The following is a 20,404-nucleotide window of genomic DNA, read 5'->3' as shown; positions in this document are numbered from 1 at the left end:
CTCGTTCCTCTCAACGGCCGGCGGCGACGGAGGGGGCGGAGCCGCCGGACGAGGCGGCGAAGTGGTTGCGGCACAGCCCCTGGCGCCGGGCGTCCCACACCATGTAGCTGCCCAGGACGAGCTGGACGAGGCTGCGCGGGACCGCGGCCCAGCGGTCGGCGAGGCGCATCACCGCGAGCCGGGTCCGCAGACTGCCCGCGCTCCCGGCCGCCGTACCGGTGCGCGGGACGAGCAGGCACGGCCCGCGGCTGGGCAGCGAGCGGGTGTGTTCGGCCGAGGACTCCAGCCGGAAGCGCCGTAGCGTCTCCTCGGCGGCGACCCGCATGGTGAGGACGGCGAAACCGCGCGCCGGGCAGGGGCGGTTGGCGGTCACGCCGAACGGGATGTAGGCGGACGGCTTGGTGTCCGGATCCAGCCAGCGGTCCGGGTCGAAGGGGGCCCCGCCGGATCCCTGGTATTCGGGGTAGTTGAAGAGCAGGACGGAACCGGCCGGAATAGGGTCCCGGCCGTCCCGGGGGATCTCCCCGGAGGTGATCCGGTGGGCCACACCGAAGAGCGGGAAGTGCTGGAGCGTCTCGTCGATGACGCGGTCCAGGAAGCCCGGGTCGGCCTCGCCGGCCAGCAGGCGGTCCTGCACCGGCCGGTGGGTGGCGAGGGCCAGCAGGAGGTGGGCCATGGCCTCCGACATCTGCACCACGGCCGTGTTGAAGAAGGTTCCCTGGAGGTAGTACGCCTGCTCCCGCCTCGAGAGCGTGGACGGCAGCGGCACGGGCGGCGGATCGTGCGCGAGCCGGTCCCGCAGGTGGGCGGTGAGCCGGGCCCGCCGGTCCATATGCCGCAGGCCGGTGCACTTCAGAGCGCTGATCACGTCGTTCGCGTTGCCGGTGATCAGGTCCCGGACGTGGTGCGGGCAGGGGGCCCGGAAGACCACCTCGTAGTAGACCTCGGCCCAGACGGGCATCATCAGGTCGCGCAGCCTGACCCCATGCACGCGCGCGTCGACGTCGTCGCTGTCGAGTTCGTCGAGCACCCGCCGGGTGCAGCGGCCGACCAGCTCCGTCCACTGCTCGCGGGACAGCCCGGCCAGGATCTGCCGTGTCGTCCTGGCCACGTCGTCGTAGCGCGGGCCGGGCTCCAGGTGTTCCTGGTGCACCTCCGGGCCGGGCGACAGCCAGTACCAGAACAGGTCGGACAGGGCGGCGCCCCGGCTGCGGCCGTTGGCCGCCGGATGCCCGTACACCTTCTTGAACTCCTCGGCGGGCACCTCCCGGCCGGGCGCCCGGATGCCCTCCTCGCCGCCGACCCAGGCGAAGATGCGCACCCGCAGCGCGATCACCACACTGGGCAGCCAGTACGGCAGACCGGCGACCAGGATCACGGCCGCGCCGGTGATCAGCCATCCGGTGGGGCTCACGCGATCACCCCGCCGAATCGGTGGTCCGCCCCCGGAGCCCGGACGGGAGCCGGAGCGGGCCCCCAGGCGGGCACCCGGACCAGATCGGGCGTCAGGTCGGCGAGCGCTGAGGCCCCGCACAGGGCGAGGGTGTCGTCGAGCTCGTCGCGCAGCAGCTCCAGCAGCCGCCGTACGCCCTTCTCGCCGCCCTCGGCCAGCGCCCACATCACGGGCCGGCCGATGCCCACGGCGGCGGCTCCGAGGGCCATGGCCTTGACCGCGTCGGTGCCGCGCCGGACTCCGCCGTCCAGCACGACCGGGATGCGGCCCGCCACCGCGGCGACGATCTCGGGCAGCAGTTCCAGGGTGGCGGGGACGGTGTCGAGTTGGCGACCGCCGTGGTTGGACAGCAGCAGCCCGTCGACGCCGTGCCGGACCGCGAGCCGGGCGTCCTCGGGGTGCAGTACGCCCTTGAGCAGGATCGGCAGGTTCGTCACGCCGCGCAGCCAGTCGATGTGCTCCCAGTTCAGCTCCGGGGACATGGCGATCTGCCGTACGTGGCCGCGCTCGCCGTCGCGCAGGTCCACCAGGTTCTCGCAGCGCAGTCCGGGGGGCAGGTCGTGGAAACCGTTGCGCCGGTTGCGTTCGCCCGCGCCAAGGACCGGTGAGTCGACGGTGACCACCAGGGCGGTGCATCCGGCGTCGGTGGCCCGCCGGATCAGGGCCTCGGTGATCTCCAGGTCGGGCTGGATGTAGAGCTGGAACCACAGCGGTGCGTCGTCGCCGGCCCCGTGGACCGCGTCGGCGATCTCGCCCACCGCCACCGTGGACGCCATGGAGACGATCATGATCGCTCCGGCAGCCGCCGCGGCCCGCGCCGTCGCCAACTCCCCTTCCGGATCGGCCAGTTTGTGGAAGGCGGTCGGGGAGAGCAGGACCGGAAGCCGCGCCCGGCTGCCGAGCAGGGTGACGTCCAGCTCCCGTACGGCGCTGCCGCGCAGCACCCGGGGCAGCAGCTGAAGGCGCCCGAAGGCCGCCTCGTTGGCCCGTACGGTGATCTCGTCGCGGGCGCCGCCGGCGATGAAGTCGGCGTACACCGGGTCCAGTTTGGCGCGCGCCGCGGTCTCGAAGTCGTGGACCGTGAACTGCTGCACGCCGCTCACCGCCCCGCGGGGCTCGGCCGACGATCCAGTTCCCGGGCGAAGAACTCCGCCAGCGGGGCGCGGTGAATCTCCGGGTGGTCCCACTCGTTCTCGAGGTTCTCGGCCACGTGGTGGGTGCCGAGGAGTTCGCCGCCGCCGTAGTGGCGGATCACCGGGTGCAGGTAGGCGGCGTCGAAGGCGTCGTCGACCGAGTTCTGGGCGGTGCGGCGCACCGTGATGTCGAAGGGGTCGACCTTGTCGTGGTCGGGGCCGTACTCCAGGGTGATGGTGAAGTAGTCGCTGTCCTCGGCGAGTTGGCTGCCGGGGGCGTACGCGACGGGGACTTCCTCGTGGTAGCGGGCCGGTTCGCCGGGCGCCGTGACGATCAGGTCCCCGATCACGGCGAACTGCTGCCACAGCGCGGAGCTGCGGTTGACCCTGGCCACCACGGCGTCCGCCAGCGCGGACGGGGCTGCGTCCAGCTGCTGATGGGGCCAGGGCCGGTCGTGGTGACGCTCGTCGAGGATGCGGCTGAGGGCGCGCACGGCGTAGCGGAAGCCGTGGATGAAGCCGCCGGTGGACTTCTTGAAGTCACGCTGCTGCATCAGGGTCCCGGCGAAGTACAGGCCGGGCACGTTCACCGACTCGTACGCCGGGCTCAGGGCGGCGAAGCGGTCGTTGATGACCAGTTCGGGCCGGCACTCCGGGTCGAAGACCGAGGCGTCGAAGCGGAAGCCGGTGCACACGATGACCCGGTCGTAGCGCAGCTCCTTCACGACCTCGTCGGCCCGGGAGAAGCTGAAGCGGACGCGGTAGCCGCCGTCGGGATCCTTCTCGATCGACAGCACGTCGCCGTCCAACAGCGCGTTCTGCGACTTGAGTTGATAGGTGTCGAGGAAGTTGTTGTTGACCGCGCGCAGATGCCCGACGTAGTGGGTGTTCCAGGCCATCCGTATGGAGTGCGGCCCGGCGACATGGATCACCGCGGCGGTCTCGACGAGGTTGTCCGCGGTCTCCAGGGCGGAGTTGCCCTTGCCGAGGATCAGGACGCGCTGGTCGGTGAAGTCCTCGGGATCCACGGACACTTCGGCGTAGTCGTCCGCGGTCTCGATGCCGGGGATGTCGGGGGTGTGGGGCCGGGTCAGCCCGGTGGCCATCACCAGCCGCCGGGCGTGGTGCTCCTCGCCGTGCTGGTCGGTGACGGTGAACCCGTCTTCCGTGCGGCTGATCCGCTCCGCCCGGGTGTCGTAGGCGATGTCGAGCTTGAACGCCTCGGCGAAGTCGGCGAGATACCGCACCAGGTCGTCGGCGTGCGGGAAGTAGCTCTTGCTGTAGCGGGTGAACAGCAGCCGGTCGTCCGGGGACAGCAGGGAGTTCCAGTCCATCCGGAGGTTCAGCTCGGAGTCGTCGGTGCCGTTGTGCACCTTGTTGATCGAGATCAGCTTGCGGTGGCGGGGGAAGGTGCGGAAGAAGGTGCCAGGAGCCTGGCCGCTTTCCAGGATCCGGTATTCGTGCCCGGCGGCCTGGAGCAACTGTCCTAACTGGAGCCCGGCGGGACCGCCGCCGACAACGAGGTAGTCGAGGAGCTCGCCGTGCCTGGAGTTCTGCGGGGAGTTCACTGATCTCTCCTTCTGCCGCGGGCGAGGACGGGCCCGAAGCTGGTGGGGGGTGCGCGAGGAAGGGGAGGGTGCGGCTGAGTGCCCCGGCGGGCGGCAGGGGTCGGGGCGCGAGGATCCGGGCCGGGGAGTGCGCGCCCGCCGACAGGCGACGGCCGAAACGGTGTCGGCCGGTCAGCCGTTACGGCCGAACCAGTGCCGACCGGTCAACCGTTACGGGCGGGCCGTGCGGGAGGGGGAGCGGTTCGGGGGGCGGTCGCAGTGGCAGCGGGGAACGGCACATCCGCGCGATCTGGCAGGGGCATGACAGACCCTTCCATGGATTTCTCTGTGAAATCTCAACGAACACGGTAGTGACGAGTGGAGCCCATGGGCAACAGGGCCTCCGGCGATGACAGGGATTCGACAGGTGCGCCCCGCAGGACGCACCCGTAGACGCGGGCCGGTCACACGTTCCAGACGCCCTGTCGGGCAGCGGCCTCGGCATAGTCGGAGAAGTCCCGGGGCGGCCGGCCCAACGAGCGCTGAACGCCGTCGCTGAGCGAGGCGAGGCCGCCGGAACGGACGTACTCGTAGAGGCCGACTGACAGCTGCACCCACTCCTCGGGCACGCCCTGGGCGCGCTGCTCCCGCGCGTACTCCTCCGAGGTCAGCGGCACGTACCGGATGTCGCGGCCGGTGGCGCGGGCGATCTCCGCGACCGCGTCGCCGAAGGTCATCAGCCTCGGGCCGCTGAGTTCGTAGTGCCACCCGGCGTGCCCGTCCTCCGTGAGCGCGGCCACGGCCACCTCCGCGATGTCCTCGGCATCGATGAACGCCTCCTTGCCGTCCCCGGCCGGCAGCCGCACCTCGCCGCCGAGCACGGGGTCGAGCAGGAAGTCCTCGCTGAAGTTCTGGAAGAACCACCGCGGCCGCAGCACCGTCCAGTCCAGGCCCGCGTGCTCCAGCGCCCGCTCCGCGGCCAGGACGTGCTCGTGGCCCCTGCCGCCGTCGGGCACGGACAGCAGGACCGCACGCCGCGCCCCGGCCGCCGCGGCCTGCCTGGCGAACGCGGCGACGGTCTGTGCCGCCTCCGGGCTGCCGAGGTCGGGGGCGACCAGATACAGCCCCGTCGCTCCCTCCAGTGCCGGCGCCCAGGTGTCGCGGTCCGTCCAGCCGAAGGACGGCGTACCGGACCTGGACGCCGCGCGGACCGCCACGCCCCGCTCCCGCAGCCGCCGCACCACACGGCGTCCCGTCTTGCCCGTAGCACCGGTCACCAAGATCATCTCTTCGCTCATGCGCCCAACTGAACCAGCCGCCAAAGCCTCCGGCCATGCCGTACGGACTCACGTCCATACGCGTTCGTCTACGCTGAACGGCATGGATCCAGTGGGACTGACCAGCACGGATCCTCTGACGGACCTGCTGAACGGGGTCCGTGGCGAAGGCGCGGTCTTCCACCAGTCCTCCCTGACCGGATCCTGGGGCGTGCGCTTCGAGGACGGCTCGCCGCTGGCCCTGGCGGTCCTCCTGCGCGGCTCCGCCTACGTCACACCCCGGGGCGACGAACCGGTTCGGCTCGGTACGGGTGATGTCGCGGTGCTGTCCGGAGGCACGCCGTATGTGATCGCGGACGATCCGGTCACCGAGCCGGAGATCGTGATCCGGCCCGGAGGCCGCCGCACCACCGTGCGGGGCGAGGAACTGCTCGCCGCGCGGCTCCCGGACCCGCGCACCTGGGACACGGCGGAGCCGGACAGCACAGTGCTGAGCGCTCTGTACACCGTGGCCGGCGGGGTACCTGGCCGACTGCTCACGTCCCTGCCGCCGGTGAGCGTCATCGGGGCGGAACTGGGCGACTGCCCCGTCAGCCCTTCCCTCTTCGCGGAGATAGCGCGCGAGGAACCCGGGCGGCGGATTCTGCTCGACCGCACGCTCGACCTGTTGCTGATCACGGCCCTGCGCGCCTGGTTCACCCGTCCCGGAGCCCCCGTCCCCGCCTGGTACCGGGCTCACAGCGACCCCGTCGTCGGCCCCGCCCTGCGCCTGCTGCACGCCGACCCCGCCCACCCGTGGACACTGCCGACGGTGGCCGCGAAGACCGGCGTGTCCCGAGCCCACCTGGCCCGGCGCTTCACCGCCCTGGTGGGCCGGCCGCCGATGACCTACCTACGGCAACACCGCCTCGCCCTCGCCGCCGACCTGCTGCGCGAATCCGACGCGACACTCGCCGCGGTGGCCGACCGCGTCGGCTTCGCCAACGGCTTCGCCCTGAGCGCCGCGTTCAAGAGGGAACACGGGGTCAGCCCGAGCGAGTACCGGGCGGGCGAGGGGCGGGTGCGCGAGGGGCCGGTGGGCGAGGGGCCGGCGGGCGCCTGAGCCGCGACGACAGGGCCTGGTGCCGCGGCAGGCAACGTTTGCCCGTCAAGGAGCGGCGTTCGGTGCGTGCTCTGGGGGTCCCCCCTCTGGGGGAGTGCCGGCCGGAAGGCATCGTCCGCCCGAAGGGCCTGGACGTACTTGGCCTTTCGGCCGGTGCGGCGAGAGGGCGTGCCGAACGCCGCGACGGGGCAAACGTTGCCTGCCGCGGCACCAGCCCCGTTTGCGACCCGGCGGGCCCCCACGGCAGGGTTCTGGCGTGGCTACTTTGCTGATCGTGCATCACACGCCCTCGCCCAACTGCCAGGCGATGTTCGAGGCCCTCGTCGCCGGCGCGACGGCACCGGAGATCGAAGGCGTCCGCGTCGTACGGCGGGCCGCGCTGTCCGCCACGGCGTCCGACGTACTCGCCGCCGACGGATACCTGCTCGGCACCCCGGCGAACCTCGGCTACATGTCCGGCGCCCTGAAGCACTTCTTCGACCAGGTGTACTACCCGTGCCTCGACGAGACACAGGGCCGTCCCTTCGGCTACTACGTGCACGGCGGGAACGACGTCACCGGAGCGGTGCGGGGCGTCGAGTCCATCACGACGGGCCTCGGCTGGCGAAGCGCGGCCGAGGCCGTGACCGTGACGGGCGAGCCCAACAAGGCCGACATCGAGCGGTGTTGGGAACTGGGCGCCACGGTCGCGGCGGGGCTGATGCGGTGAAGCCCCTCCCGTCGGCCTTCGGTCGGCCCTCGGTCAGCCCTCGGTCAGCGTGACGTCCTGCCGCTGGGCGGCGTGGAAACGGGGCAGCGGCAGGATGCCCTGGAACTGGAGTTCCATCACGGTGGCCTCGACGTGCGCCGTGCCGGGCGTGAGCGTGATGGGTGACGGCTTGCCCGTGTTCTCCCAGCGGTGCTCCATGCCGTCGCACACGGCGCGCGTGCCGCCGATGCCATGGCGGACGGACGAGGAGCCCTGGCTGACGGAAGAACTCACGAACACCGGGCCCGTGCCGCCGACGCAGCGATAGCTGCCGGAGAGGGTGACGGTGCCGTCCGCCGCGATACGGCCGGTCTGGTCGATCGTCACAGTCTCGGACGGGTCGACGGGCGCGGGCGCGGCGGTCGCGGACGGAGCCGGGGCGGCCAGCAGGAGCAGAGCGGTACCGGCGGCGGCGCCGAGGGCGGAACGCAACGACATGGGAAGACCTCCTGGAGTGGGGGCTTCCACTGGTACCGGGCCCGGGCGCCCGCAGCCGTGATCGTCACCCCTTCGGTGGCGAGTCCGCACCGGAGGTCGTGAGCGGGGGCCGTCCGGGCACTGACGCCGCCCACCCCGAGCAGGGCTGTTCACTTCCGGGTCACCGGGGCACCGGGTCACCGGGTCAGACGGCGCTCAGTACGGCGAAGCCGTCGAGCTCCACGACGGCCTGTTCGTCCCACAGGCGTACGACCTCTACGACCGCCATCGCCGGATAGTCCCGGCCCGCCAACCTCCGCCAGATACCGCCGAGTTCGGGGGCGTGGGTGCGGTAGGCGGCGACGTCCGTGGCGTAGACGGTGACGCGGGCGAGGTCGGCGGGGGTACCGCCGGCCGCGCGCAGGGCGGTCAGGAGGTTCGTCAGCGCCTGCTCGAACTGGGCGGGGAGGGTGTCCCCGACGACCTTGCCGTCCGCGTCGAGGGCGGTCTGTCCGGCCAGGAAGACGATCCGGTTGCCGGTGGCGACCACGGCGTGCGAGAAGCCGGTGGGCGGGGAGAGTCCGGGCGGGTTCACGCGCTCGGCGGTCACGATGAGGCCTCCAGGTTCGCGTACAACTCCTTGGCGATGATGCCGCGTTGGACCTCGCTCGCACCCTCGTAGACGCGCGGGGCGCGCACCTCGCGGTAGAGGTGTTCGAGAAGATGGCCACGGCGCAGGGCGCGGGCGCCGTGCAGTTGGACGGCCGCGTCGACGACGTACTGCGCGGTCTCGGTGGCGAGCAGCTTCGCCATCGCCGCGCGCTTCGGCACGTCCGGAGCGCCGTCGTCGTACGCCGTCGCCGCCGCGTACACCATGAGGCGGGCCGCGTCCGTGCGCAGCGCCATCTCGGCGACCTGGTGGGCGACGGCCTGAAGGTCACTCAACTTGCCGCCGAAGGCCTCCCGTTGGGAGGAGTGCGAGAGCGTGGCGTCCAGCGCCGCCTGCGCCATTCCGACCGCGAAGGCGCCGACGCTGGGCCGGAAGAGGTTGAGGGTGCCCATGGCGACCCGGAAGCCCCGGTCGACCTCACCGAGCACGTCGTCGGCCGTCACCGGCACGGCGTCGAAGTCGAGGCTGCCGATGGGGTGCGGCGAGAGCATGTCGATGCCGGCGCCGGTCAGGCCGGGACGGTCGGCGGGCACGAGGAAGGCGGTCACGCCCCGGGCGCCGGCCCCAGGGGTGGTACGGGCGAAGACGGTGTAGAAGTCGGCCTCGGGGGCGTTGGAGATCCAGCACTTCTCACCGGTGAGCCGCCAACGGGCGGAGCCGTCGGCGTCGGCGGCGAGTACGTCGGCCCCCGACTCAGCCCGCAGCTCGGCGTGCGGCTCGGCGTGCGGCTCGGCCCGCGACTCAGCCTGCGGCTCGGCGCCGGACGAGCCGTCGGGCCGGGCGGTCAGGGACAGCGCCGCCGCGTCCGATCCCGCCCCCGGTTCGCTCAGAGCGAACGCGGCCACCGCGGTGCCCTCGGCCACCCGGGGCAGCCAGCGGTCGCGCTGGGCCGGCGTGCCGTGGGCGTGGACCGGGTGGGCCCCCAGGCCCTGGAGGGCGAGGGCGGTCTCCGCCTCGGTGCAGGCGTACGCGAGGGACTCCCGCATCAGGCAGAGGTCGAGCGCGCCGGAGGTGAACAGGCGGGAGAGCAGGCCGAGTTGGCCGAGTTCCGCGACGAGCGGGCGGTTGACGCGGCCCGGTTCGCCCTTTTCCGCGAGCGGGCGCAGTCGTTCCTCGGCCAGGGTGCGCAGCTCCGCACACCAGGCGATTTGTGCCGGTTCGAGCGAGAATGCGGTCATTGCGTCCTCTCTCCCCACAGCCGCTCTCCCCGCAGCCGCGCGGGTTCACCCCTCCGACGATATCGCGCACCGTTGACTGTCGTCACCAACACGATACGCTCGTTGAGCGGACCCACAACGCCGCCCACCCACACAAGGGGGCGAACCGCCATGAACGTCTCGGCCCACGTCGACACCTTCGCGCGCGACCACCTCCCGCCCCCCGACCAGTGGCCCCAGCTCCGCTTCGACCTGCCTCAGCTGCGTTACCCCGATCGGCTGAACTGCGCCGCCGAGCTGCTCACCGGCCCTCCGGACGACCGCCCGGTCTTCCGCACACCCGCCGCCGGCCCTCCTTGGACGTACGGCGATCTGCGCGCCCGCGTGGACCGCCTCGCGCACCTGCTCACCCGCGACCTCGGCGTCCGCCCCGGCAACCGCGTCCTGTTGCGCGGCCCCACCACCCCGTGGCTGGCCGCCTGCTGGCTGGCGGTGCTGAAGGCGGGCGCGGTCGCCGTCACCGTGCTGGCCCAGCAGCGTCCGCACGAGCTGAGCACGATGTGCGAGATCGCCGAGGTGCGGCACGCCCTGTGCGACATCCGGACCGTCGACGACCTCGCCAAGGCCGAGATACCGGGGCTGCGGATCACGGTGTACGGCGGTGACGCCCCGGACGACCTGCTGAACCGGACCGCGCCCGAGGAGCCGTACACCGCCGTCGACACCGCGGCCGACGATGTCGCGCTGATCGCGTTCACCTCGGGCACCACCGGCCGTCCCAAGGGCTGTATGCACTTCCACCGGGATGTGCTGGCGATAGCCGACACCTTCTCGCACCATGTGCTCAGGCCACACCCCGACGACCTCTTCACCGGCAGTCCTCCCCTCGGCTTCACCTTCGGGCTCGGCGGGCTGGTGATCTTCCCGATGCGGGCCGGCGCCTCCACCCTGCTCCTCGAACAGGCGGGCCCCAAGCAGCTGTTGCCCGCGATCGCCGAGCACCGCGTCTCGGTCCTGTTCACCGCGCCGACCGCCTACCGCGCGATGCTCGACGAAGTCGACGCGTACGACATCTCCTCCCTGCGCCGCTGCGTCTCCGCCGGCGAGAACCTGCCCGCAGCCACCTGGCAGGCCTGGCACGAGCGCACGGGCCTGCGCATCATCAACGGCATCGGCGCCACGGAACTGCTGCACATCTTCATCTCCGCGGCCGACGAGCACATCAGGCCCGGAACGACGGGGGTTCCCGTACCGGGGTGGCACGCGCGCGTGCAGGACGAGAACGGCGAACCCGTGCCCGACGGCGAGCCCGGGCTGCTGGCCGTGTGCGGTCCGGTCGGCTGCCGCTACCTCGCCGACCCGCGGCAGCGGGAGTACGTGCGCGACGGCTGGAACGTCACCGGAGACACCTACGTCCGCGAGCCCGACGGCTACTTCCGCTACGTCGCCCGCGCCGACGACATGATCATCTCGGCCGGGTACAACATCGCCGGACCGGAGGTCGAGGACGCCTTGCTGCGCCACCCGGACGTACGGGAGGCGGCGGTCGTGGGGCGGCCCGACGAGGCGCGCGGGCAGGTGGTCGTGGCCTTCGCCGTCCTCAGGGAGGGCGCGCGGCGGGACGCCGAGGCCCTGCGCGCCTTCGTCAAGTCCGAACTGGCACCCTACAAATGCCCGCGCGAGATCGTCTTCCTGGACGCCCTGCCGCGCACGGCGACCGGCAAGTTGCAGAGATTCAGGTTGCGCGCCGCGGCGACACCGATGGTGACCAGCAGCGATGCCGACGACCTAAGATGATCAACGTGTCCGACCAGCATGCACCACGGTCTCTCATCGTCACGCTCTACGGCGCGTACGGCCGCTACGCCCCCGGCGCGGTGCCCGTCGCCGAACTGATCCGGCTACTGGCCGCGGTCGGCGTGGACGCCCCCTCCGTACGCTCCTCGGTGTCCCGGCTCAAACGGCGCGGGCTGCTCGTGCCGGCCCGCACGGCCGAGGGCGCCGCCGGGTACGAACTGTCGCCGGACGCCCGTCAGTTGCTCGACGACGGCGACCGGCGCATCTACGGCACGGCACCCGAGGCGGACGAGGGCTGGGTGCTCGCCGTGTTCTCCGTGCCGGAGTCCGAGCGGCAGAAACGGCACGTGCTGCGCTCGCGCCTGGCCGGTCTCGGCTTCGGTACGGCGGCGCCCGGCGTGTGGATCGCCCCGGCGCGACTGCACGAGGAGGCCCGGCACACCCTTCGGCGGCTGCGGCTGGATCCGTACGTCGACTTCTTCCGCGGGGAGCACCTCGGCTTCGCGCCGACGGTGGACGCGGTCGCCCGCTGGTGGGACCTGGCCGCGATCGCCAAGGAGCACGAGGCGTTCCTCGACCGCCACGCGCGCGTGCTGCACGACTGGCAGCGGCGCGCGGACCCCCCGCCCGAGGAGGCCTACCGCGACTACCTCCTCGCCCTGGACTCCTGGCGCCATCTCCCCTACGCCGACCCGGGACTGCCCGCCCGTCTGCTCCCCGAGGACTGGCCGGGTGCCCGCTCGGCCGCGGTGTTCCGGGAGCTGCACGAGCGGCTGCGGGACGCGGGGGCGGCATTCGCGGGCGTGTGATCTCACCCACATCCTGAGTCACTCAGACTGATCGCCGAGATCGCCGCCTCCCGGCTCACCGAGCGCGGCGCCACCCGCGCCGACGACAAGATGTCCGAGGCCGCGACGGAAGACCGCAAGCGCGAGGGGTACTTCTGACCATGGCCAGCACGATCGGCACCCCCTCTCGAGACGAGCTCAACTCCCCAAGCTGAGCCGGGGTTTCGGGGCATCCGTCCGTCCGGTCTGCGGACGGCGGCTGCCCGCCCGGTACGGCGCCGGCCAGACGACGCCCGGCCCGTCGTACCCCTGCTCGGCCGCCGCGTGCAAGGTCCAGTGCGGGTCGTAGAGATGGGGCCGGGCGAGCGCGCACAGGTCCGTACGGCCTGCCAGGATCAGCGAGTTGACGTCGTCCCAGGAAGAGATCGCGCCGACCGCGATCACCGGGAGGCCCACCTCGTGCCGGATCCGGTCGGCGAACGGCGTCTGGTACGACCGTCCGAACTCCGGTCGCTCCTCGGCCACGACCTGCCCGGTCGACACGTCGATCGCGTCGGCGCCGTGCGCGGCGAAGGCGCGGGCGATCGCGACGGCGTCCTCGGCCGTGTTCCCGCCCTCGGCCCAGTCGGTGGCGGAGATCCGGACGGTCATGGGTTTCTCCTCCGGCCACACACGCCGGACGGCGTCGAAGACCTCCAGCGGGAAGCGGAGCCGCTTCTCGAGCGAGCCGCCGTACGCGTCCGTACGGAGGTTGGTCAGCGGGGAGAGAAAGCCGGAGAGCAAGTAGCCGTGGGCGCAGTGCAGTTCGAGGAGGTCGAAGCCCGCTCGGGCGGCGCGCCAGGCGGCGGAGGTGAACTGCTCGCGGATGTCGGTGAGTTGGGCCCGAGAGAGCTGGCGCGGGGTCTGGCCGCAGGGCTTGTAGGGGATCGGGGACGCGGCCACGAGCGGCCAGTTGCCGTCCTCCAGCGGCTCGTCCATGCCCTCCCACATCAGCCTGGTCGAGCCCTTGCGCCCGCTGTGGCCGAGCTGCACGCCGATCGCGGTGCCGGGCGCCCGCGTGTGCACGAAGGCGGTGATCCGTTTCCAGGCCTCGGCCTGTTTGCCGGTGTAGAGACCGGTGCAGCCGGGGGTGATCCGGCCCTCCTCGCTCACGCACACCATCTCGGTCATCACCAGTCCGGCGCCGCCGAGCGCCCGTGCGCCCAGGTGGACGAGGTGGAAGTCGCCGGGGAGGCCGTCGGTGGCCGAGTACATGTCCATGGGCGAGACGACGACCCGGTTGCGCAGGGTCAGACCGCGCAGCCGGAACGGAGTGAACATCGGGGGTGTGCCGGGCGGGCAGCCGATCGCGCGCTCCACGGACTCGGTGAAACGGGCGTCGCGCAGGCGCAGGTTGTCGTGGGTGACGCGGCGGCTGCGGGTGAGCAGGTTGAAGGCGAACTGGCGGGGCGGCTGGTCGAGGTAGAGCGCGAGGTTCTCGAACCACTCCAGGCTGGCGCGGGCGGCGCGCTGGGTGGAGGCGACGACGGGGCGCCGCTCCTCCTCGTAGGCCCTCAACGCGCTCTGAAGCGAGGGCTGTTCCTCCAGACACGCGGCCAGCGCGAGGGCGTCCTCGACGGCCAGCTTGGTGCCGGAACCGATGGAGAAGTGGGCGGTGTGGGCGGCATCGCCGAGGAGAACGACGTTGCCGTGCGACCAACGCTCGTTGACCACCGTACGGAAAGTGGTCCAGGCCGAATGGTTGGATCTGAGCTGCCGCCCGCCCAGCGCGTCCGCGAAGATCTTGGCGCAGCGCGCGACGGACTCCTGCGGGCCGACTTCGTCGAATCCCGCCGCCCGCCAGACCTCCTCGCGCATCTCGATGATGACGGTGGAGGCGTCGGACGCGTAGGGGTAGCCGTGCAGCTGCATCACGCCGTGGTCGGTCTCGGCGATCTCGAAGCGGAAGGCGTCGAAGGGGAAGTCCGCGGCGAGCCAGATGTAGCGGCAGCGGTGGGTGGTCGTGTGGGGTCGGAACACGTGGGCGTAGGCCTCGCGGGTGGTGCTGTTGACTCCGTCGGCGGCGATGACGAGGTCGTGTGTCCGTGCCAGGAGGTCGGTGTGCGGGGCCTCGGTACGGAAGCGGAGTTCTACGCCGAGGGCGCGGCAGCGTTCGTGCAGGATTTGCAGGAGGCGTTTCCTGCCCAGGGCGGCGAAGCCGTGTCCTGTGGAGGTGTGGTGGGTGCCTCGGTGGACGATGTCTATGGTGTCCCAGCGGGTGAAGTGTTGCTGGAGGGCCTCGTAGACGACGGGGTCGGCGTGTTCTATGCCGCCGAGGGTTTCGTCGGAGAGGACTACTCCGAAGCCGAAGGTGTCGTTGGGGGCGTTGCGTTCCCAAACGGTGACTTCGCGGGAGGGGGCGAGGCGTTTCAGCAACGCCGCAGCGTAGAGGCCGCCGGGACCTCCGCCGATGATCGCGATGCGTTCGGGGTGGCTGGTCGTCTCGGGCGGCTGCGGGCCGGTGGGGGCTGGTCGCGCAGTTCCCCGCGCCCCTGAGGTTGGCATGGTTACCGTCCTCTCCATTTGGGAGGGCGCTTTTCCTTGAACGCCTCGTGGAACTCGGCGTAGTCCTCGCCGTTCATAAGGAGGGCCTGGGTGGAGGCGTCCAGTTCCACTGCCGCTGCCAAGGGCATGTCCAGTTCCGCCGTGAGGAGTGCCTTCGTCTGGGCGTGTGCCAGGGCCGGGCCGTCGGCCAGGCGGCGGGCCAGTTGTTGTGCGGCCTCGTCCGCGCGCCCCTCCTCCGTCAGCTCGCTGATCAGGCCGATGCGCTCGGCCTCGGGGGCGCGTACCGGTTCGCCCAGCATGAGGAGGCGGGTCGCGTGGCCGAGGCCCACGACCCGGGGCAGGAGGTAGGCGGCGCCCATGTCGCCGCCGGACAGGCCGACGCGGGTGAAGAGGAAGGCGAAGCGCGCCGAGGGGTCGGCGATGCGGAAGTCCGCGGCCAGGGCGAGCACCGCGCCCGCGCCCGCCGCCACCCCGTGCACCGCCGCGATCACCGGGAACGGGCACTCCCGTACGGCCCGCACCACCTGCCCGGTCATCCGGTTGAAGTCGAGCAGCTCGGCCGTATCCATGGACAGGGTGGCGCCGATGATCTCGTCCACGTCGCCGCCGGAGCAGAAGCCGCGCCCCTCCCCCGCCAGCACCAGGGCGCGCACGGACCGCTCCCGGGACAGCTCGGCCAGCAGGTCGCGCAGGTCGGCGTAGGCGCCGAAGGTGAGGGCGTTGAGCTTGTCGGGACGGGCCAGGGTGACGGTGGCGACGCCGTCGGTGCGGTCGACCCGAAGATGCCGCCAGTCGGGGGTGCGGGCGGCGGAGCCGGTGAAGGGACTCATGGGGTGCGGCCTCCTCGGACGGACGGCGGGCACTGCCTCACTGCGCTCTATCTCTCGCTGTCTATCGAAGTTATCACCCATCCGTGACTGTCGTCATGAGTGCGCGATAGCTCAGGATTGCCGACTCTCGATGGATGGAACGCGGAGCCCGTCGAACGCCCCGGCCGGACGGCGCCGTACCATTTATGAAGTTGAAAGCAGGACAGCCTGCTGATGAACGGACCAGCCGTGCAAGAAAGCCCCTCTGCCTCCGCCTCCTGGCGCGTCGCGCTGCCGCACTCCGCCGCGGCCGTGCCTGTGGCGCGCGCCCTGGTGCGCACGGCGCTGGCCGAGCTGGAGCACGGGGCCGACAGCGACACCGCGGAGCTGCTGACGGCGGAGCTGGTGGCGAACGCCGTGGAGCACACCACCGGCGAGACGCCCATAGAGCTCGTGGTGGAGCTGCTGCCGACCGGCTGCCAGGTGGAGGTGCACGACCCGGACCCGGCGCCGCCGAGCCACCTCACACTCCCGGCGGTCGCCGTTCCCGACCCCTGGCAGGAGCACGGGCGCGGCCTGCTGCTGATCCGCGCGCTCAGCTCGTCCTGCGGTCACCGCCCGACCGAGTCCGGCAAGGCGGTGTGGTTCAGGCTGCCGTCGATACCGCGTCAGCGGCGTCCGGTGTGACCATGGCCGGGTAAGGCCAGGTCAGGCCAGCGTTGCCACGAGGACGGCCTTGATGGTGTGCATACGGTTCTCGGCCTCGTCGAAGACGACCGAGTGCGCCGACTCGAACACCTCGTCGGTCACTTCCAGGGACTCAAGGCCGTGGGACTCGTAGATCTCGCGGCCGACCTTGGTCCCGAGGTCGTGGAAGGCGGGCAGGCAGTGCAGGAACTTGACGTCCGGGTTGCCGGTGGCACGCAGGACGTCCATCGTCACGGCGTACGGCGTCAGGGCGGCGATCCGCTCGTTCCAGACCTCCTTGGACTCCCCCATGGAGACCCAGACGTCGGTGGCGACGAAGTGGGCGCCGCGGACACCCTCGGCGACCTTCTCGGTGACGGTGATACGGCCGCCGGCGGCTTCGGCGAGCTTGCGGGCCCGGCCGATGACCTCCTCGGAGGGCCAGTACGCCTGCGGGGCGACGATGCGGACGTCCATGCCCAGGAGCGCGCCGGTGATCAGGTAGGAGTTGCCCATGTTGAGGCGGGCGTCGCCGAGGTAGGCGAAGGCGATGTCGGAGAGCGGTTTGTCACTGTGCTCGGTCATCGTCAGCACGTCGGCGAGCATCTGGGTCGGGTGCCAGTCGTCGGTGAGGCCGTTGTAGACGGGCACGCCCGCGTACGCGGCGAGCTCCTCGACCTTGGCCTGGGCGTCCCCGCGGTACTCGATCGCGTCGAACATCCGGCCGAGCACCCGGGCGGTGTCCTTCACGGACTCCTTGTGGCCGATCTGCGAGCCCGAGGGGTCGAGGTAGGTCGTCGAGGCGCCCTGGTCGGCGGCGGCGACCTCGAAGGCGCACCGGGTGCGCGTGGAGGTCTTCTCGAAGATCAGCGCGATGTTCTTCCCGCTCAGGTACCGCGTCTCCGTCCCGGCCCTCTTGGCGGCCTTCAGCTCGGCGGCCAGCTCGATCAGACCCAGGAACTCCCGCTCGGTGAAGTCGAGCTCCTTGAGGAAGTGGCGGCCGGCGAGGGCGGTCGGGACTGTCGCCATGGGGCGCTCCAGAGAGACGAGAACGAAGGACACGAGAACGACTGACCCTGGAAGTCTATACGAAGAACAGCATTTCTATACGGAGCTGCCATACGGCTGCCCCTGCGGCTGCTATACGGCCTCCCGCTCGACCGGGCAGCTCATGCACCGCGGTCCGCCCCTCCCCCGCCCCAGCTCGCTGCCCGGGATCTCGATCACCTCGATGCCCCGCTTGCGCAGGTGGGTGTTGGTGGTGGCGTTCCGTTCGTAGGCGACGACGACGCCCGGCTCGACGGCCAGGACGTTGCAGCCGTCGTCCCACTGCTCGCGTTCGGCCGCGTGCACGTCCTGGGTCGCGGTCAGTACCCGGATCTCGCTCAGGCCGAGCGCGGCGGCGATCGCGCGGTGCATGTGCTCCGGCGGGTGGTCGGTGACCTTCAGCTCCTTGCCGTCGACGCCCGGTTCGATGGTGTACGAGCGGAGCATGCCGAGCCCCGCGTACTGGGTGAAGGTGTCGCCGTCGACCATGGTCATCACGGTGTCGAGGTGCATGAAGGCACGCCGCTTGGGCATGTCGAGGGCCACGATCGTCTGCGCGGAGCCGGCTTCGAACAGCTTGTGCGCGAGCATCTCGACGGCCTGCGGGGTCGTGCGCTCGCTCATGCCGATGAGGACCGCGCCGTTGCCGATGACGAGCACGTCGCCGCCCTCGATGGTCGAGGGGTAGTCGGCCTGCCCCTCGGACCAGACCTGGAATGCCTCGTCACGGAACAGCGGGTGGTGCCGGTAGATCGCCTCGAAGTGCACGGTCTCGCGCTGCCGGGCCGGCCAGCGCATGGCGTTGATGGAGACGCCGTCGTAGATCCACGCGGAGGTGTCGCGGGTGAAGAGGTGATTGGGGAGCGGGCCGAGCAGGAAGTCGTCGAGCTCCATGACGTGGAAGCGCACGGAGGTCGGTTCCGGGTGCGCCTCCAGGAACTCCCGCTTGGTCATGCCGCCGACGAGCAGCTCGGCCAGTTCGCGCGCGGGCAGGGTCTCGAAGGCGGCCCGGAGGTGGTCGGTGGCCAGCACCCCGTACTCCTTCTCGTCGAAGACGCGGTCCAGGACGAGCGATCTGGCCGCCGGGATCGCCAGGGCCTCGATGAGCAGGTCGCCGAAGAGGTGGACGGCGACCCCGCGGTCGCGCAGCACGTCGGCGAACCCGTCGTGCTCGGCGCGCGCCCGGCGCACCCACAGCACGTCGTCGAAGAGGAGTGCCGTCTTGTTGCTGGGGGTGAGCCTTTTGAGCTCGAGATCCGGCCGGTGCAGGATGACGCGGCGCAGCCGCCCGGCCTCGGAGTCGACATGGAATGCCATGCCTCCATCCTGACCATCGGGAGGCGTCTTGACCCGCTGGTCCGATCGTTTCTTCGACCACTTGTTTTCGTCCATTTGACGATAAACGGGACATCGCGGTGCGGGCGACGGTCACCTACGGATCAGCTGGGGCTGGAGCAGTTCCGGGCGGGCCAGCATACGGCGGGCCGTGCGGCCGGGGTCGAGAGTGGCGCGGGCGACGATCCAGCCGGCGAGGGCGTGCGGTTCGGCGGGGTCGGCGGCCAGGTCGTCGGCATAGCGGGCGAGCGCGGCGGCCGGGTTTCCGGCGGCGAGATGCTCGTCGGCGGTGCGCGGGACGGTCGGGCGGGTGGCGAAGGACTGGGTGCGGACGTCCGGCCAGGAGGTGCGGTCCGGCCGGAAGCGGAGGTCCGACGGCGCGCCGGCCGAGGCGGGCACCACGTTGCGCAGGCGCCACTCGGTGCGGTGGAGGGCGGCGGCCGTGCGGGCGCGGGTCAACGCGGCAGGCGGGACCGGCTCACGCAGCCAGCCGTCCAGGGTGCGGGCGAGGCCCGACACGAGGGCACGGCCCTGCACCGTGAGACGGCCGCTGGTCAGCAGGGTGCGCGCGGCGAGCCGGCTCTGCAGACGGCGCAGCGCGAAGAAGTAGGCGGCCCGCTCGACCGCCTCGGCACCCTCCGCACCGGCCCGCTCGACCGCCTCGGCACCCTCCGCACCGGCCGGCCGGTCCCGCCAGAAGCCCGCGACGCCGGTGAAGGCGTACACGCCGTGCAGCAGACCGGTGAGGTGGCGCGGGTCGGTGCGCCAGGGGGCGTAGTAGCGCTCGACCCGATCGTCCTCCAGCAGGGAGAACAGGTGCAGGAGGGCGGCGAGTTTACTGTGCTGAAGCTCGTGCACCAGGGTTTCGGCGAGGGCGAGCGCGGAGGCCGGGCGGACGATGAGCATGCCGCCGAAGGAGTCCCCGCTGGAGGCCGACACCTGGACGAAGGGCGGCGGGGGCGGGCTGACGGCGGTGCGTCCGAAGGGCACGATCGCCCGGATCCTGGCGGGGTCGACCCGCCCGGGGCCCGGTATGCCCGGCCGCGCGAGGATCCGCACGGCCTCGCCGAACAGCCGCTGCCACTCCCGCGCCTCGTCCTCGTCGAGCCGGGTGGGGGGCAGATGGTCGTCGAGGTCGCGGTAGGGGTCGAGGTCTTCGAGTACGACGGTGAAGGGAGCCCTGCCATCGGGGCCGGCGTGGGTGAGGGTGCGCAGGGGAAGCCAGACGCCGGCGTCCGGCCCCGGACTCGCAGCCGGAGCCACTGTCCGGTCGGCATCCGCCGCCCCCTCCCGCAGGACCACCGCGCCCGGGCGACAGGTCACCCGCACCGTGCCGGTCGCGTTGCCCGGCCCCGTGACGGTCAGCTCTCCCCCGGTCGTCGTGGCCCGGCCGACCGCCAAACCCTCTGTCGCGTCAGGGAGTTGGAGCATGCCGAGGCCGGGCAGGGGCAGCCGTCCGCTGGTGAGGGGGACGTCGAGGGCCGTCCGAGTGCCGGCGAGCACGGAGGCCGAGAGGGCCAGCGCGCACAGGTGACCCGCCTCCGCCCACAGCGGCGGCCCGGTCGCCGTGCCGTGCACCCGGCGCAGCATGTGGGAGATCCAGCCGCCGGTCGCCGGGGCCAGCAGCAGGCGTTCGACCGGCTCGGACGACTTGTCGGCCGCCTCCTTGAGCGCCCGCCAGGCTTCGGCGGCCGGGGTGAGTGGTGTGGGCAGGGTGCCGAGGTGGTCGAGGAGGGTGCGCAGAAGCAGCAACCGCCGAGCCCGTTCCCCTCGTTCGAGGAAGGCGAAGGCCTCCGCCGAGCCGCCTCCGGTGGCCAGCTCCGCGAAGAGCCGGTCCGGCATACGGAAGGGACCATGGCGCCGCTCGCTGGTCATCGTCGCGGACCTCCGGTC

At 71.8% G+C, this 20,404-nt stretch carries 17 protein-coding genes and 1 pseudogene; 6 read left to right on the top strand and 12 right to left on the bottom strand.

Features of this window, described 5'->3' with window-relative positions:
* Positions 1-10: 10 nt before the first annotated feature.
* The 4 genes from AB0I77_RS03615 to AB0I77_RS03600 all read right to left on the bottom strand — a co-directional run bounded on the left by AB0I77_RS03615 (position 11) and on the right by AB0I77_RS03600 (position 5,431).
* Entirely contained in the window at positions 11-1,414 is a 1,404-nt protein-coding gene (locus AB0I77_RS03615; RefSeq protein WP_363280662.1) for a cytochrome P450, read from the bottom strand.
* Positions 1,411-2,556 (bottom strand): alpha-hydroxy acid oxidase, encoded by a 1,146-nt coding sequence (locus AB0I77_RS03610; protein ID WP_363280661.1) that lies wholly within the window; start codon positions 2,554-2,556, stop codon positions 1,411-1,413. The genes AB0I77_RS03615 and AB0I77_RS03610 overlap by 4 nt, the downstream gene beginning before the upstream one ends.
* A complete protein-coding gene (locus AB0I77_RS03605; RefSeq protein ID WP_363280660.1) occupies positions 2,553-4,154 on the bottom strand; it encodes an NAD(P)-binding domain-containing protein in 1,602 nt (533 codons plus the stop codon). Before AB0I77_RS03605 ends, AB0I77_RS03610 begins: the two co-directional genes overlap by 4 nt.
* Positions 4,155-4,597: 443 nt before the next feature.
* The gene (locus tag AB0I77_RS03600; RefSeq protein WP_363280659.1) at positions 4,598-5,431 is read right to left on the bottom strand and encodes an NAD(P)H-binding protein; all 834 of its coding nucleotides are present in this window, start codon (positions 5,429-5,431) and stop codon (positions 4,598-4,600) included.
* Positions 5,432-5,513: 82 nt separating this feature from the next.
* On the opposite strand from AB0I77_RS03600, the gene AB0I77_RS03595 reads away from it, so the two are divergent.
* Together AB0I77_RS03595 and AB0I77_RS03590 are read left to right on the top strand one after the other, a co-directional pair.
* Positions 5,514-6,512 carry an AraC family transcriptional regulator gene (locus tag AB0I77_RS03595; RefSeq protein ID WP_363280658.1) on the top strand — a complete coding sequence of 333 codons (999 nt, stop codon included), beginning with the start codon at positions 5,514-5,516 and terminating at the stop codon, positions 6,510-6,512.
* A gap of 256 nt (positions 6,513-6,768) precedes the next feature.
* Positions 6,769-7,221 (top strand): NAD(P)H-dependent oxidoreductase, encoded by a 453-nt coding sequence (locus tag AB0I77_RS03590; protein WP_363280657.1) that lies wholly within the window; start codon positions 6,769-6,771, stop codon positions 7,219-7,221.
* A 33-nt stretch (positions 7,222-7,254) separates the two neighbouring features.
* On the opposite strand, the gene AB0I77_RS03585 is transcribed toward AB0I77_RS03590, so the two are convergent.
* The 3 genes from AB0I77_RS03585 to AB0I77_RS03575 form a co-directional block, all read right to left on the bottom strand.
* The gene (locus tag AB0I77_RS03585) at positions 7,255-7,698 is read right to left on the bottom strand and encodes a DUF6299 family protein (protein ID WP_363280656.1); all 444 of its coding nucleotides are present in this window, start codon (positions 7,696-7,698) and stop codon (positions 7,255-7,257) included.
* A gap of 184 nt (positions 7,699-7,882) precedes the next feature.
* Positions 7,883-8,287 carry a RidA family protein gene (locus AB0I77_RS03580; protein WP_363280655.1) on the bottom strand — a complete coding sequence of 135 codons (405 nt, stop codon included), beginning with the start codon at positions 8,285-8,287 and terminating at the stop codon, positions 7,883-7,885.
* The gene (locus AB0I77_RS03575) at positions 8,284-9,525 is read right to left on the bottom strand and encodes an acyl-CoA dehydrogenase family protein (RefSeq protein WP_363280654.1); all 1,242 of its coding nucleotides are present in this window, start codon (positions 9,523-9,525) and stop codon (positions 8,284-8,286) included. The genes AB0I77_RS03580 and AB0I77_RS03575 overlap by 4 nt, the downstream gene beginning before the upstream one ends.
* Positions 9,526-9,675: 150 nt before the next feature.
* On the opposite strand from AB0I77_RS03575, the gene AB0I77_RS03570 reads away from it, so the two are divergent.
* The 3 genes and pseudogenes from AB0I77_RS03570 to AB0I77_RS03560 form a co-directional block, all read left to right on the top strand.
* Positions 9,676-11,301: an AMP-binding protein gene (locus AB0I77_RS03570; protein WP_363280653.1), complete on the top strand. Its 1,626-nt coding sequence runs from the start codon at positions 9,676-9,678 to the stop codon at positions 11,299-11,301.
* On the top strand, positions 11,298-12,110 hold the full coding sequence (locus AB0I77_RS03565; protein ID WP_363280652.1) for a PaaX family transcriptional regulator C-terminal domain-containing protein: 813 nt from the start codon (positions 11,298-11,300) through the stop codon (positions 12,108-12,110). The genes AB0I77_RS03570 and AB0I77_RS03565 overlap by 4 nt, the downstream gene beginning before the upstream one ends.
* Before the next feature lie 27 nt (positions 12,111-12,137).
* Positions 12,138-12,248, top strand: a pseudogene (locus tag AB0I77_RS03560) (sulfate adenylyltransferase small subunit); the annotation flags it as partial.
* Between the two features lie 39 nt (positions 12,249-12,287).
* Here AB0I77_RS03560 and AB0I77_RS03555 read toward each other — a convergent pair.
* Positions 12,288-14,633, bottom strand: a complete 2,346-nt coding sequence (locus tag AB0I77_RS03555; protein ID WP_363280651.1) for a bifunctional salicylyl-CoA 5-hydroxylase/oxidoreductase — start codon at positions 14,631-14,633, stop codon at positions 12,288-12,290.
* A 2-nt stretch (positions 14,634-14,635) separates the two neighbouring features.
* Positions 14,636-15,463 carry an enoyl-CoA hydratase family protein gene (locus AB0I77_RS03550; protein WP_363280650.1) on the bottom strand — a complete coding sequence of 276 codons (828 nt, stop codon included), beginning with the start codon at positions 15,461-15,463 and terminating at the stop codon, positions 14,636-14,638.
* Positions 15,464-15,676: 213 nt separating this feature from the next.
* On the opposite strand from AB0I77_RS03550, the gene AB0I77_RS03545 reads away from it, so the two are divergent.
* Positions 15,677-16,129, top strand: a complete 453-nt coding sequence (locus AB0I77_RS03545; RefSeq protein WP_363280649.1) for an ATP-binding protein — start codon at positions 15,677-15,679, stop codon at positions 16,127-16,129.
* A gap of 21 nt (positions 16,130-16,150) precedes the next feature.
* On the opposite strand, the gene argF is transcribed toward AB0I77_RS03545, so the two are convergent.
* The 3 genes from argF to AB0I77_RS03530 all read right to left on the bottom strand — a co-directional run bounded on the left by argF (position 16,151) and on the right by AB0I77_RS03530 (position 20,386).
* Entirely contained in the window at positions 16,151-17,158 is a 1,008-nt protein-coding gene (gene argF / locus AB0I77_RS03540) for an ornithine carbamoyltransferase (RefSeq protein ID WP_363280648.1), read from the bottom strand.
* Between the two features lie 111 nt (positions 17,159-17,269).
* A complete protein-coding gene (locus AB0I77_RS03535; protein ID WP_363280647.1) occupies positions 17,270-18,493 on the bottom strand; it encodes an arginine deiminase in 1,224 nt (407 codons plus the stop codon).
* Between the two features lie 111 nt (positions 18,494-18,604).
* On the bottom strand, positions 18,605-20,386 hold the full coding sequence (locus AB0I77_RS03530) for an HEXXH motif domain-containing protein (RefSeq protein ID WP_363280646.1): 1,782 nt from the start codon (positions 20,384-20,386) through the stop codon (positions 18,605-18,607).
* Positions 20,387-20,404: the final 18 nt, after the last annotated feature.

The organism is Streptomyces sp. NPDC050619, assembly GCF_040654815.1.
Taxonomy (GTDB): domain Bacteria; phylum Actinomycetota; class Actinomycetes; order Streptomycetales; family Streptomycetaceae; genus Streptomyces.
Note: the sequence above shows the minus strand (reverse complement) of the source record. Positions and strands in the feature narration are given on the sequence as shown.

What these genes read in the sequence shown, in the direction of transcription:
- argF (WP_363280648.1), bottom strand. Translation starts at nt 17,158, where the DNA reads ATGGCGACAGTCCCGACCGCCCTCGCCGGCCGCCACTTCCTCAAGGAG.
- AB0I77_RS03535 (WP_363280647.1), bottom strand. Translation starts at nt 18,493, where the DNA reads ATGGCATTCCATGTCGACTCCGAGGCCGGGCGGCTGCGCCGCGTCATC.
- AB0I77_RS03545 (WP_363280649.1), top strand. Translation starts at nt 15,677, where the DNA reads ATGAACGGACCAGCCGTGCAAGAAAGCCCCTCTGCCTCCGCCTCCTGG.
- AB0I77_RS03550 (WP_363280650.1), bottom strand. Translation starts at nt 15,463, where the DNA reads ATGAGTCCCTTCACCGGCTCCGCCGCCCGCACCCCCGACTGGCGGCAT.
- AB0I77_RS03565 (WP_363280652.1), top strand. Translation starts at nt 11,298, where the DNA reads ATGATCAACGTGTCCGACCAGCATGCACCACGGTCTCTCATCGTCACG.
- AB0I77_RS03595 (WP_363280658.1), top strand. Translation starts at nt 5,514, where the DNA reads ATGGATCCAGTGGGACTGACCAGCACGGATCCTCTGACGGACCTGCTG.
- AB0I77_RS03530 (WP_363280646.1), bottom strand. Translation starts at nt 20,386, where the DNA reads ATGACCAGCGAGCGGCGCCATGGTCCCTTCCGTATGCCGGACCGGCTC.
- AB0I77_RS03555 (WP_363280651.1), bottom strand. Translation starts at nt 14,633, where the DNA reads ATGCCAACCTCAGGGGCGCGGGGAACTGCGCGACCAGCCCCCACCGGC.
- AB0I77_RS03570 (WP_363280653.1), top strand. Translation starts at nt 9,676, where the DNA reads ATGAACGTCTCGGCCCACGTCGACACCTTCGCGCGCGACCACCTCCCG.
- AB0I77_RS03585 (WP_363280656.1), bottom strand. Translation starts at nt 7,698, where the DNA reads ATGTCGTTGCGTTCCGCCCTCGGCGCCGCCGCCGGTACCGCTCTGCTC.
- AB0I77_RS03575 (WP_363280654.1), bottom strand. Translation starts at nt 9,525, where the DNA reads ATGACCGCATTCTCGCTCGAACCGGCACAAATCGCCTGGTGTGCGGAG.
- AB0I77_RS03600 (WP_363280659.1), bottom strand. Translation starts at nt 5,431, where the DNA reads ATGAGCGAAGAGATGATCTTGGTGACCGGTGCTACGGGCAAGACGGGA.